At 70.9% G+C, this 12,148-nt stretch carries 11 protein-coding genes; 5 read left to right on the forward strand and 6 right to left on the reverse strand.

Annotated features, from left to right (window positions below; translation table 11 throughout):
• The first annotated feature begins 1 nt into the window (after position 1).
• Positions 2-793, forward strand: a complete 792-nt coding sequence (locus ACWDRB_RS59470; RefSeq protein WP_449910450.1) for an SDR family oxidoreductase — start codon at positions 2-4, stop codon at positions 791-793.
• Here ACWDRB_RS59470 and ACWDRB_RS59475 read toward each other — a convergent pair.
• From ACWDRB_RS59475 to ACWDRB_RS59495, 5 genes are all read right to left on the reverse strand, one after another.
• Positions 788-1,879, reverse strand: coding sequence for an ABC transporter ATP-binding protein (locus ACWDRB_RS59475; RefSeq protein WP_397371108.1), 1,092 nt, complete (start codon positions 1,877-1,879; stop codon positions 788-790). The two genes, ACWDRB_RS59470 and ACWDRB_RS59475, sit on opposite strands and share 6 nt — an antisense overlap.
• Positions 1,876-3,606 carry an ABC transporter permease gene (locus ACWDRB_RS59480; protein ID WP_449910452.1) on the reverse strand — a complete coding sequence of 577 codons (1,731 nt, stop codon included), beginning with the start codon at positions 3,604-3,606 and terminating at the stop codon, positions 1,876-1,878. The genes ACWDRB_RS59475 and ACWDRB_RS59480 overlap by 4 nt, the downstream gene beginning before the upstream one ends.
• On the reverse strand, positions 3,603-4,655 hold the full coding sequence (locus tag ACWDRB_RS59485) for an ABC transporter substrate-binding protein (RefSeq protein ID WP_449910454.1): 1,053 nt from the start codon (positions 4,653-4,655) through the stop codon (positions 3,603-3,605). Before ACWDRB_RS59485 ends, ACWDRB_RS59480 begins: the two co-directional genes overlap by 4 nt.
• Positions 4,656-4,760: 105 nt before the next feature.
• Positions 4,761-5,441: a response regulator transcription factor gene (locus ACWDRB_RS59490; RefSeq protein ID WP_363982115.1), complete on the reverse strand. Its 681-nt coding sequence runs from the start codon at positions 5,439-5,441 to the stop codon at positions 4,761-4,763.
• 11 nt (positions 5,442-5,452) lie between these two features.
• Entirely contained in the window at positions 5,453-6,343 is an 891-nt protein-coding gene (locus ACWDRB_RS59495; protein WP_449910457.1) for a sensor histidine kinase, read from the reverse strand.
• A gap of 122 nt (positions 6,344-6,465) precedes the next feature.
• Between ACWDRB_RS59495 and ACWDRB_RS59500 the strand changes: the two genes are divergently transcribed.
• On the forward strand, positions 6,466-7,350 hold the full coding sequence (locus ACWDRB_RS59500) for a helix-turn-helix transcriptional regulator (protein ID WP_449910459.1): 885 nt from the start codon (positions 6,466-6,468) through the stop codon (positions 7,348-7,350).
• 8 nt (positions 7,351-7,358) lie between these two features.
• Here the strand turns inward: ACWDRB_RS59500 and ACWDRB_RS59505 are convergent, their stop codons facing one another.
• Positions 7,359-8,201, reverse strand: coding sequence for a TauD/TfdA dioxygenase family protein (locus ACWDRB_RS59505; protein ID WP_449910460.1), 843 nt, complete (start codon positions 8,199-8,201; stop codon positions 7,359-7,361).
• Positions 8,202-8,318: 117 nt separating this feature from the next.
• On the opposite strand from ACWDRB_RS59505, the gene ACWDRB_RS59510 reads away from it, so the two are divergent.
• The 3 genes from ACWDRB_RS59510 to rpoB form a co-directional block, all read left to right on the forward strand.
• Positions 8,319-9,059 (forward strand): 7-cyano-7-deazaguanine synthase, encoded by a 741-nt coding sequence (locus tag ACWDRB_RS59510; protein ID WP_449910462.1) that lies wholly within the window; start codon positions 8,319-8,321, stop codon positions 9,057-9,059.
• Positions 9,031-9,540 (forward strand): 6-pyruvoyl trahydropterin synthase family protein, encoded by a 510-nt coding sequence (locus ACWDRB_RS59515; RefSeq protein ID WP_449910463.1) that lies wholly within the window; start codon positions 9,031-9,033, stop codon positions 9,538-9,540. The genes ACWDRB_RS59510 and ACWDRB_RS59515 overlap by 29 nt, the downstream gene beginning before the upstream one ends.
• A gap of 367 nt (positions 9,541-9,907) precedes the next feature.
• Positions 9,908-12,148: DNA-directed RNA polymerase subunit beta (gene rpoB / locus ACWDRB_RS59520; protein ID WP_449910465.1), on the forward strand; the 2,241-nt coding region annotated here is incomplete at its 3' end.

Here is a 12,148-nt window from a genome sequence, read left to right on the forward strand (position 1 = left end):
CATGATCCTGGACCGCTTCCAGATCGGCGGCGCCGCGGCCGTGGTCACCGGCGCGGGCCGGGGCATCGGCGCGGCCACCGCCGTCGCCCTCGCCCAGGCCGGCGCCGACGTCGCGATCTGCGCCCGCACAGAGGACCAGCTCCACGCCATCGCCGAGCAGGTGAAACAGGCTGGGAGACGGGTCCTGGTCGTCCCCGCCGACCTGACGCTCCCGGGCGCCGCGGAGGAGCTCGCGGAGCGGGCCGCGGCCGCGTTCGGCCGCCTGGACGTGGTCGTCAACAACGTGGGCGGTGCGATGCCCCGCGCCTTCCTCGACACGAAACGGAAGCATCTCGAGAACGCGTTCCAGTTCAACGTCGGCGTGGCGCACGAGCTGACCAGGGCCGCCGTCCCGCACCTGCTGAAGGAAGGCGGCGGCGCGGTCGTGAACGTCTCCTCCGCCGTGGGCCGCGTGGCGGGCCGCGGTTACCTGGCCTACGGCACCGCCAAGGCGGCCCTGGCGCACTACACCCGGCTGGCCGCGCTCGACCTGGCCCCCGCCGTCCGGGTCAACGCGGTCGCCGTCGGCGCGGTCGCCACCTCCGCGCTCGACATCGTCATGAACGACGAGGGCCTGCGCGCCCAGATGGAGCAGGCCACGCCGCTGCGGCGGATCGGCGAACCGGAGGACGTGGCGGCCGCCGTGCTCTACCTGGTCTCCCCGGCCGCCCGGTACGTGACGGGCAAGGTGCTCGAAGTGGACGGCGGGATCGACCGGCCCAACCTCGACCTAGGGCTGCCCGACCTGTCATGACTTGGTGAGGACATAGGCGCGGCCGGGGTCGATCGCGACGGTCACGTTCGTGCCCTCGGCCAGCAGGCCCTGCGGATCCGGCCCCGGCACGGTCACCAGCAGGGTGCCCGAGGCGGTCTCCACCTCGTAGTCCACGCTGTGCCCGTGGAAGGCGGCCCGCAGCACCGAGCCGGTCCCGCCCTCGGCGGCCGGGCGGAGCGACAGCGTCTCCGGCCGGACCATGAGGTAGGCGGCGGCGTTCACCTGCACGTCGGGGTGGGCCGCCACCGTCATGGTCCGCCCCAGGGCCGTGACGACCGCGCCGCCCGCGGCCATCCGCTCGGGCACGACCTCGACGAAGTTGGCCCGGCCGATGAAGTCCGCCACGAACACGGTCGCCGGCCGGAAGTAGATGTCGGCGGGGGTGGCCGCCTGCTCGATCCGGCCCCTGTTCATCACCACGACGCGGTCCGACATGGTCATCGCCTCGTCCTGGTCGTGGGTGACGTACAGGCTGGTGATGCCGAGCCGGCGCTGGATGCGGCGGATCTCGGCGCGCATGGCGCCGCGCAGCTTGGCGTCCAGGTTCGACAGCGGCTCGTCGAACAGCAGCACCTCGGGCTGGACGACGAGCGCGCGGGCCAGGGCGACGCGCTGCTGCTGGCCGCCGGACAGCTCGTGCGGGGCACGGTTCTCCAGGCCGACGAGGTTCATGCTGGTGAGGGCGATCTGGAGGGCGGTGTCGGTCTCGTCCTTGGCCCGGTGCTGGGTACGCAGGCCGTAGGCGATGTTCTCGCCCACGGTGAGGTGCGGGAACAGAGCGTAGCTCTGGAACACCATGGCCATCGGGCGGCGCTGCGGCGGCAGCCCGTCGATGACCTCGCCGTCCAGCCGCACGTGCCCGCTCGACGCCTCCTCCAGCCCGGCCACGATGCGCAGCGTCGTGGTTTTGCCGCAGCCGGAGGGCCCGAGCAGCGTGATGAACTCGCCGGGCGCCACGTCGAGCGTGATCGTGTCGACCGCGACGACGGGGGCGCCGGCGCGGCCCAGGAACGCCTTGGTCAGTTTGTCCAGGTGGAGGCGCCCCCTGCGGGTCTCGTCCGTCATCGTTCCTGCCTTCCGGGGGAGCGGTGGAGTGTCGCGGAGCGCCCGACGAGCAGCCGGATGACCCCGAAGCCGGCCAGCACGATCGCGGTCAGCACCGTGCAGTAGGCGAACGCGACCCCGTAGCGGCCGGTGTTGGCGGCGCTGAGGATCTGCGAGGTGATGATGTGCGTGCCCGGGGTGACGAGCAGGATGATCGTCGAGACGGAGGTCATGCAGCGCGCGAAGCCGTAGCTGAGTCCGGTGAGCAGCGCCGGGCGGATCAGCGGCAGCGTGACCTTGCGGAAGGTCCGCAGCGGGCCGGCGCCGAGGTTCCTCGACGCCTCCTCCAGGCTCGGGTGCAGTTGCGACAGCGCCGCCGTGCCCGTACGCAGCCCGGCCGGGACGGAACGGACGACGTACGCCAGCACGATCGCCAGCGCCCCGCCCGCCACCGCGCTGCCGCCCACCAAGCCGGGCAGGACCAGCAGGTCGCCGACGTACCGGGCGGGCCGGTAGGCCAGCACGTAGCCGATGCCGAGCACCGTACCCGGCACGGCCACGCCGAGCGTCCCGGCGAAGTCCAGCCAGCCGCCCGTCCGCGCCAGCTGCCGCACCGCGAGCCAGGCGATGAGCAGCCCGAACCCCCCGGCGACCGGGGTGGCGATCGCCGCCAGCAGGGTCGTGTCCTTCAGCGCCTCCTGGCCCACGCCGAGCAGCACCTCGCGCAGGTGCGTGAACGTGAGCGCGTTGTCCACGCCGAACACCCGCGTGACCCCGCCGGCCACCATGGTGCCGTAGAGGCTGACGATGACCAGCGCGACCAGCACCGCCAGGGCGAGGACGGGCCAGCGCACCCAGCTCGTGACCGGGTGCACGCTGCCGGACGGCCTGCCGGTGATCGTGGTGCGGACCTTGCGGCCCAGCCAGTACCGCTGCGCCACGAACACGCCCACGGACGGCACCAGCAGGATCAGGCTGTAGACGGCCGCGCCCGTGGTGTCGTACTCGCCGGTCACGGCCAGGTAGGCACGGCTGGCCAGCACCGTGTAGTCGCCGCTCACGACGAGCGGGTTGGCCAGGTCCGCGACGGCCTCCACGAACAGCAGCAGGAACGGCGCCGCCAGCCCCGGCGCGAGCAGCGGCAGCATGACGGTCCTGAAGACGCGCCACCGGGACGCGCCCATGGTCATCGCGGCCTCCTCCATGGCCGGATCGAGGCCGCGCATCATGCCGAGCAGCCCCAGGTAGGCGACGGGGAACAGCGACAGCGACTGGACGAACACCAGCCCGTCCAGCCCGTAGACGTCGTACTCGACGCCCAGCAGGTCGTGCGTCACCATCCCGCGCCGGCCGAACAGCACGATCGTGGCCGTGGCCACCGCGAACGGCGGGCTCACCACCGGCATCAGCGCGACGAGGTGCAGCAGCCGCTTGCCCGGCACGTCCAGCCGGGTCTGCACGAAGGCGAACAGGAAGCCGATCGCCGTGCCGCACAGGCCGACCAGCACGCCGAGGACGAGCGTGTTCCAGAGGATCCGCAGGTCGACCGGCGAGGTGAAGAACCGGGCATAGCGCGGCCACGCCTCGGCCGACAGCGCCGAGGCGAGCACCGTGCCGAGCGGGAAGACGCTGCCGACGAGGACGAGGACGACGCAGGCGGCGATCGCCAGCGCGACGCTGGTCTCGCGGTGCCGCCTGCGCCGCGCCCGCGAGTGCCGCGCGTGCGGGGAGTCGGCGAGTGGGCTCATCTGGGGGCCTTCGCGATCTCGGCGTCGAAGCGCCGGGTCAGGTGGAGCTTGCGGGCGCCCGCGGCGGAGCTGTCGTAGTCGATGAGCTTCAGCGCGGCCAGGTCGGCGGTCTTGTCCGACCGCTTCGCGGCCGGATTGGTCGGCGCCTGGTACGAGTGGACGGTCGGCCCGACCTCCTGCGCCCCCGGCGTCAGCGCCCAGTCGATGTACTTCTTCGCGCCGGCCACGTTGTGCGCCCCCTTGAGCAGCGCCACGCCGCCCACCTCGTAGCCCGTCCCCTCGGCCGGGAACGTGACCTGCAGGTCGGTGAAGCCCTGCTCCCGCGTGGCCACGCAGTCGTGGGAGAACACGACGCCCACGCCGACCTCGCCCCTGGCGGCCTGCTGCGCGGGCGCCGCGCCGGACTTGCTGTACTGCAGCACGTTCGGGTGCAGCCGCCTCATGTACGCCAGCGCCCCGTCGTCGGCGCCCCCGTGCAGCTCCACCTGCGTCCACAGCGCCGTGTACGCGGTGCCGGACGTGGAGGGGTGCGCGATGCCGACGTTCTGCCTGAGCGCCGGGTCCAGCAGGTCCTCCCACGAGGTGGGCGCCCGCACGTGCTTCTCGGCGAGGACCTGGGTGTTGTCGCAGAAGCCGAGCACACCCACGTACACGCCGGTCCAGGTGCCGTCGGAGTCCTTGTATCGGTCGGGGATGGCGGCCGCGTTCGGCGAGACGTAGTCCTGCAGGAGGCCGTCGTCGGCCGCCGCGGCGTACCCGTCGGCCGGGCCGCCGTGCCAGACGTCGAACTCCGGATCGGCCCGCCCCGCCTTGATCCGGGCGAGGGCCTCACCGCTGGACAGGCGGACGAACTCCGCCGGGATCCCCGTCTCGGAGGTGAAGACGGAGGTCATCGCCGCGCACCACTCCTCGGTGGCGCCGCACGCGACCACCACCTTCCCGGCGTCGGCGCTCACCGCTCCGGGGGCGCGCGTGCACCCGCAGCAGGCGAGCACGAGGGCGGCGCCGATCGACAGGACCGGACGTGAGCGGGCAAGAGGTGAAGCCATCGTCGACCTCCTGGAGCGGCTGAAGGGTTGCCATGCCGCAAAGCTAGGCCGCGGGGCGGGCCCCGCCGGTGACAGCGCGGTGAGCGTTGGTGACGGCGCCGTCACCTACCGATCGGGCTGGTCGGGCATCATGTAGCCGGCGCCGCGCACCGTCTGCACGTACGAGGCGGCGTCGAGCGCCTCCAGCGCCGACCGCAGCCGGTAGACGGTGGATTTGACCACGTCCCGCCCACCGGTCAGGTTGGTGGTGCCCCACACTTCCCGCAGCAGGTCCTGCCACGACTGCGGGGTGCCCCGCCGCGCGGCGAGATGGGCGAGCAGCCTGCACTCGGTGTCCGTCAGGGTCAGCCGCCGCCCGCCGATCGTGACGGTGTGCCGGGCGGCGTCGATGACCAGGTCGCCGACCCGCAGCAGCGCGGGGCCGGTGTAGCGGCGCAGCACGGCCCGCGCCCGCAGGACGAGCTCCCTCGGGTGGAACGGCTTGGTCACGTAGTCGTCCGCGCCCCGCTCCAGCCCGGCGATGACCTCCTCGGGCCGGGAGAGCGCGGTGACCAGCACGATCGCGACATTGGGGTACTTGGCTTTGATCAGCTCACAGAGGGAGAGCCCGTCGAGCGCCGGCATGAGCACGTCGAGCACGACCAGGTCCACGTGGTGGGTGCGGAGCAGGTGCATGGCGGTCGCGCCCTCATGCGCCTCGATCACGTGGAAGCCCTGCGTCGTGAGCGCGAAGGCGATGATCGCGGTCATCTGGGGTTCGTCGTCGACGACGAGTGCGGTGGACATGGAGGCTCTCCCTAGCCCGGCAGCGTGAACAGGAAGGTGGTGCCGTGCATCGACGTGGTGTCCACCATGATGGATCCGCCGTGCAGCTCGATGATCGTCTTGGTGATGACCAGGCCGAGCCCGGTGCCGTCGGCCAGCGGGCGGCCGGTCACGAACCGCTGGAACAGGCGCCGCCGCTGCTCCCTGGTCATTCCCGCCCCGTCGTCCGTGACGTACACCGCGATCCCCGTGTCGATGACGGCCACCCGCACGTCGATGCCGCCGCCCACAGTGGTGAACCGGCCGGCGTTGGACAGCAGGTTGGTCAGGGCCTGCACGATCAGCATGGGGTCGGCCTGGATACGCGGCGTGACCTGCGGGGTGTCGAGAGTGATGTGCTGCTTGCGCTCGGCGCACAGGGCGCGCATGGCGATGACCACGTCGCGCGCCACGACCGAGACGTCCACCTGCTCCAGCCGCGGCGTGAACAGCCCCGCCTCGATCTTGGCCTGGGTGAGCAGGCTCTCGCACAGCGCGATGACCTGCGCGCACTGCTGGTCCACGATGGTGATGAAGCGCTGCTGATCCGGGGTCAGCGGCCCGGGGCTGCCCTCTCCCAGCAGGTCCGCCGCTCCCTTGATCATGCTGAGCGGCGTACGCAGCTCGTGGCTGAGCGCCGTCACCTGCTCGGCCCGCCGCTCGACCAGCTCGCCCAGCCTGGCCAGCTCGGCCTGCTGGGCCACGGCTGCCCGCCGCATGGCGGCCACCGCCAGCCCGGCGCCGCCGAGCAGCCCGGCGAGCGCCGCCGGCGCCGGCCACGTCCCGGTCAGCACCGCCGCCACCGCGCCCGCGACCCCGATCACGCCGGTCAGCAGGGGTAATCGCGGCGACCTGGCGATGCCGGACAACTCCTTCCATCCCATCCACGCCTCCCTCGCCGAAACGTGCGGCATCGTGAAAAGGATGACGTACCGGTACGCATGGCGGAAGCGGTGATCCGACGGGGTGTCAGGAATACCCCGCCGGGCCTGACACACTGGGAGATATGGGACCAAAAACTGGCAGTGAGCTGGGGAACTTCCTGCGGGCCCACCGCGCGCGGGTGACCCCCGCCGAGGCCGGTCTCACGGCCGGTCCCGGCCTGCGGCGCACGCCCGGGCTGCGCCGGGAGGAGCTGGCCACTCTGGCCGGGGTCAGCATCGACTACTACACGCGCCTGGAGCGCGGCAAGGAGACCCGGCCCAGCCCGTCCGTGGTCGACGCGCTCGCCCGTGCCCTCCTGCTGGACGAGCGCGAGCATGAGCACCTGCGGGACCTCGCCGCGTGCGCCGCCCGCCCCGCGCCCGAACCGTCGTCCCCGCCCAGCCGGTCGGTGCCGTCCGGGATCAAGCTGCTGCTGGAGAGCCTGCGGCCCAACCCCGCGCACGTGGTCAGCCGCACCATGGACGTGCTCGCCTGCAACCCGAGCGGGATGCGGCTGTTCGCCGGGATGGAGAAGTGGCCGATCACGCAGCGCAACGTGGTCCGCTACGTCTTCCTCCACCCCGACGCCCCGGACCTGTTCGACGACTGGGACGAGCAGATCCGGGCCTGCGTCGGCCGCCTGCGCGCGCTGGCCGGCACCGAGCCGGACGCCCCCGACCTGGGCGAACTGGTGGACGAACTGCTGTCCAAGAGCCCGGAGTTCGCCCGCCTGTGGGAGCGTTACGACGTGCGGGCGCACACTCAGGGCCGCAAGACCTTCCACCACCCGGACGTCGGCGATCTCACCCTCGGCTACCAGTCCATGCAGCTGGAGGGCACCCCCGGCCACCGCCTGGTCGCCTACTACGCCGAGCCCGGCACGCCCGAGTACGACGCCATGGTCCTGCTCGACCTGGCCGCCTCCGAGCACGCCTCGAAGCCCGCCGCGGACCACCGCCACCCGTGACCCACGGATTATGAGAACCGAGCCCCGAGCCGGGTCGTGACCCGGCGGAGCTTCCTGGGCGCGCCGGGCGGGTACGGCTCGCGGGTGTGCAGCAGGGTCTGGTTGTCGGCGATCACGACGTCGCCGGCCTGCCAGCGGTGGGCGTACATGTGCCGGGGGTCGTAGAGCGCCCGGCGGATCCCCTCGATGATCCGCGCGGCGTCGTGGCCCGCCGGCGGGCGCGGCAGCGTGGTGGTGGTCGGGTTGATGATGACGACGTCCTCGGGAACGGGCTCGGAGAACCTCAGGGTCGGATGGCCGAGACGCGGATGGGGCACGACGAGCGGCACCTCGCACGTCACCACCTCGCCGCCGGCGGTGGGCCGTTCGTAGCGGAACGTCAGGCCCTCCCACAGCGCCCGCGTCTCCGGGTCGGCGCCGGCCAGGACCAGTGTTGTGTCGCAGAACAGCGTCGCCCCGCCCACGGCCGGGTCGGTGGCCCGCAGGCACTGGAAGATCTGCAGGTCGGGCGCGCTCCCGGCGTTCATGTAGAGGCCGTCCCAGTGGATCGGCATGAACCCCGTCTCGAAGAGGTGATCCTCCGGCTCGGCGTGCGCCTCCACGTAGAACGTCCGGCTGCCGTTCCACGCCACCGGCTCGCCCAGCCCACCGGCGAACTCCTCGAACTCCTCGTCGGTCGCGGCCCCCGTGAAGCCCCGCAGGACGACCAGGTGATGCTCGCCGACCAGGTCCAGGAGCCGCTCCGGCGGCAGCCCGGCGAGCCGGGCGTCCCCGCCGCCCAGCAGTCGCGCGCCGAACGGCTCCTGCCGCCGGACGTCGATGGTCGGATCGGACGGGGGTGAGACGGACATCGACGCGCCTGCCTTCGGTGGTCTCCGGTAGTACGTTCGCCGGATCAATACCCCCGCACGCAGCCGCTCATTTACGGAGAGTGATATACCGTTACGTTCGGCAATCTTTCGTGGTCGGTGAGGAGTGCGATGAGTTCCGCGCCCGAGGTCGTCCCGCCGTCGGCCGTGGTGGTCTTCTCCGGCGGGCTGGACTCCACGGTGCTGGCCGCCCACTACCGCGCGACCCACCGCCTGCTGCTGATCTCCTTCGACTACGGCCAGCGCAACGGCCCGCGGGAGCTGGCGGCCGCCCGGGAGGTGGCGGCCCACCTGGAGGCCGAGCACCACACGATCACGATCACCGGTCTCGGCCCCCTGCTGACCGGCTGCTCGCTCACCGACCGCGCCCAGGACGTGCCGACCCTCGTGCCCACCGGCGCCGCCCTGCGCTCCATCACCATCCCCAACCGCAACGCCTTCATCGCCGACATGGCCGTGGCCGTCGCGATGGCCCGCCGCGCCGACGTGGTGGCGCTCGGCATCCACCGCACCCCGGAGGGCCATCCGATGCCCGACGGCAGGCCCGACTTCTTCGACGCCTACCGCGAGACGATCCGCCTCGGCGGCCGCGGGTTCCACCTTCCCCGTATCGAGACGCCTTTCCTCGGCATGCTCAAGGAGGACGTCGTCGCCTACGGCCTGCGCCTGGACGCGCCGATGGGCAGGAGCTGGACCTGCTACCTCGACGGCCCGGCCCACTGCGGCGTGTGCCTGGCGTGCGTGTCACGCAGGGACGCCTTCTCGCTGAGCGGAGCGCCCGACCCGACCGTCTACGAAGGCGAGGCCCGTGATGACGCATCAGATCTGCGTACGGCATAACTTCGAGACCGCGCACCGGCTCCCGCACCTGGCGGGCAAGTGCGTGAACCTGCACGGCCACTCCTGGTGGGCCGAGGTCACGGTGCGGGCGGCCTGCTTGAGTGACGAGCAGACCGTGGTGGAGTTCGGCGCGTTCAAGAAGGCTCTGCGGGCTTTCGTCGACGAGCACCTCGACCATGGCGCCATGCTGGGGATCGATGACCCGCTGGCCTCGCTCCTGGTGGCCCATGGCAGCAAGGTCTACCTGTTCGGCGAGCACCCGTACGCCAGGGATCTGCCGTATCCCACGGTCGAGGCGGTGGCGGTGATGCTCGGCAGGGCCGCGCAGAGCCTGCTGGCCGGCCTGCCGCACGCCGCGGGCGCCGCCGTGGCCAGGGTGAAGGTGACCGAGACGCACGTCAACGCCGCGGAGTTCCGGCCGCAGGCCGGCGCGACGCCCGCCACCCGGCCGCCGGCCGCCGACACGGTCAGCGGTGCGTGACCGCGGCCATCGCCCGATGCACCGCCCCCGACCCGCCACCACCTCCTCAGTTCGCCAGCACCGCCTCCCTCGGCCCGCCGCCATAGCCCTCGGCCCGTCGCCGCCTCCTCGGTTCGCCGCCACCGCCCCACTCGGCCCGCCGTCCTCGTCCGGGGGGAGTCGTGGTGTTGAAGTTGACGACGGCTAGGAGGGTGTGCGATCCTAAGGCGGGAGAGAGGTTGACATCAACATTAAATGTTGCCATCCATGTCCCTCTCGGTTTATGCTGCCATTCCGCGCTGCCTTTCGACGCCTCATGTCCCGGTGACTGCCGGGCGCTCGGCATGCGCGCATTCAGTCCCGCCGTCAGCTCCCGGAAGGACATCTGTTGGCAGCCTCGCGCAACGCCTCCGCCGTACCCGCTGGTCCCCGTCGCGTGTCATTCGCGCGCATCCAGGAGCCCCTCGAAGTTCCTGACCTTCTCGCTCTGCAGACCGAGTCGTTCGACTGGCTGCTCGGAAACGAGAGGTGGAAGGCCCGGGTAGAGGCGGCTCGCCAGGCCGGGCGCAAGGACGTCCCGGCTCAGTCGGGCCTCGAAGAGATCTTCGAAGAGATCAGTCCGATCGAGGACTTCTCGGGGACCATGTCCTTGTCGTTCCGCGACCACCGATTCGAGCCGCCGAAGTACTCAGTGGATGAGTGCAAAGACAAGGACATGACCTTCTCCGCCCCGATGTTCGTGACGGCGGAGTTCATCAATAACACCACCGGTGAGATCAAGAGCCAGACGGTGTTCATGGGCGATTTCCCGCTCATGACGCCGAAGGGCACGTTCATCATCAACGGCACCGAGCGTGTCGTGGTCTCGCAGCTGGTCCGTTCGCCCGGTGTCTACTTCGAACGCAATGTCGACAAGACGTCCGACAAGGACCTGTTCGGCTGCAGGGTCATCCCGTCGCGGGGTGCCTGGCTGGAGTTCGAGATCGACAAGCGCGACAGCGTCGGTGTGCGCATCGACCGCAAGCGCAAGCAGGCCGTCACGGTGCTGCTCAAGGCGCTGGGCTGGACCAGCGAGCAGATCCTCGAGAAGTTCGGCCAGTACGAGTCGATGCGGGCCACCCTGGAGAAGGACCACACGGTCGGCCAGGATGACGCGCTGCTGGACATCTACCGCAAGCTGCGGCCGGGTGAGCCGCCGACCAAGGAGTCGGCGCAGACCCTGTTGCAGAACCTCTATTTCAACCCCAAGCGGTACGACCTGGCCAAGGTCGGTCGTTACAAGGTCAACAAGAAGCTCGGCTCGGACACCGACATCAACGTCACCGTCCTGACCGAGGAAGACATCGTGGCGATGGTCGAATACCTGGTGCGGCTGCACGCCGGTGCGGAGCCGGCGGACCGGCCGCTGGAGACCGACGACATCGACCACTTCGGCAACCGGCGGATCCGTAACGTCGGCGAGCTCATCCAGAACCAGGTCCGCCTGGGCCTGGCCCGCATGGAGCGCGTCGTTCGCGAGCGCATGACCACGCAGGACGTCGAGGCGATCACGCCGCAGACCCTGATCAACATCCGCCCGGTCGTGGCGTCCATGAAGGAGTTCTTCGGCACCTCGCAGCTGTCGCAGTTCATGGACCAGACCAACCCCCTGTCCGGCCTGACGCACAAGCGGCGGCTGAACGCCCTGGGCCCCGGTGGTCTGTCCCGTGAGCGGGCCGGCTTCGAGGTCCGCGACGTGCACCCGTCCCACTACGGCCGGATGTGCCCGATCGAGACCCCCGAAGGCCCCAACATCGGCCTCATCGGCTACCTCGCCTGTTTCGGCCGGCTCAACGCCTTCGGCTTCATCGAGACGCCCTACCGCAAGGTCGTCGACGGCAAGGTCACCGAGCAGATCGACTACCTCACGGCCGACGAGGAAGACCGCTACGTCAAGGCGCAGGCCAACACGGTGCTCAACGCCGACGGCTCGTTCGCCGAGTCCCGCGTCCTGGTCCGCACCAAGGGCGGTGAGACCGAGCTCATGCGGGCCGAGGAGGTCGACTACATCGACGTGTCGCCGCGCCAGATGGTGTCGGTGGCCACGGCCATGATCCCCTTCCTCGAGCACGACGACGCCAACCGCGCGCTCATGGGCGCGAACATGATGCGCCAGTCGGTGCCGCTGCTGAAGAGCGAGTCGCCGCTGGTCGGCACCGGCATGGAATACCGTGCCGCCACTGACGCCGGCGACGTCATCAGCGCCGGGAAAGCCGGTGTGGTCGAGGAGGTCTCCGCCGACTACATCACGATCTCGAACGACGACGGCACCAGCACGACACATCGGCTGGCGACCTTCGACCGCTCCAACCAGGGCACGAGCTTCAACCAGAAGCCCATCGTCGCCGAGGGTGACCGGGTGGAGGTCAACCAGGTCATCGCCGACGGTCCCTGCACCGACAAGGGCGAGATGGCGCTGGGCAAGAACCTCCTGGTGGCGTTCATGCCGTGGGAGGGTCACAACTACGAAGACGCGATCATCATCTCGCAACGGCTGGTGCAGGACGACGTGCTGTCCTCGATCCACATCGAGGAGCACGAGGTCGACGCCCGCGACACCAAGCTGGGCCCCGAGGAGATCACCCGGGAC

The sequence above is a fragment of the Nonomuraea sp. NPDC003707 genome, assembly GCF_053587055.1.

Coding starts and splice junctions, on each gene's coding strand:
- ACWDRB_RS59470 (WP_449910450.1), top strand. CDS start 2: ATGATCCTGGACCGCTTCCAGATCGGCGGCGCCGCGGCCGTGGTCACC.
- ACWDRB_RS59475 (WP_397371108.1), bottom strand. CDS start 1,879: ATGACGGACGAGACCCGCAGGGGGCGCCTCCACCTGGACAAACTGACC.
- ACWDRB_RS59480 (WP_449910452.1), bottom strand. CDS start 3,606: ATGAGCCCACTCGCCGACTCCCCGCACGCGCGGCACTCGCGGGCGCGG.
- ACWDRB_RS59485 (WP_449910454.1), bottom strand. CDS start 4,655: ATGGCTTCACCTCTTGCCCGCTCACGTCCGGTCCTGTCGATCGGCGCC.
- ACWDRB_RS59490 (WP_363982115.1), bottom strand. CDS start 5,441: ATGTCCACCGCACTCGTCGTCGACGACGAACCCCAGATGACCGCGATC.
- ACWDRB_RS59495 (WP_449910457.1), bottom strand. CDS start 6,343: ATGGGATGGAAGGAGTTGTCCGGCATCGCCAGGTCGCCGCGATTACCC.
- ACWDRB_RS59500 (WP_449910459.1), top strand. CDS start 6,466: ATGGGACCAAAAACTGGCAGTGAGCTGGGGAACTTCCTGCGGGCCCAC.
- ACWDRB_RS59505 (WP_449910460.1), bottom strand. CDS start 8,201: ATGTCCGTCTCACCCCCGTCCGATCCGACCATCGACGTCCGGCGGCAG.
- ACWDRB_RS59515 (WP_449910463.1), top strand. CDS start 9,031: ATGACGCATCAGATCTGCGTACGGCATAACTTCGAGACCGCGCACCGG.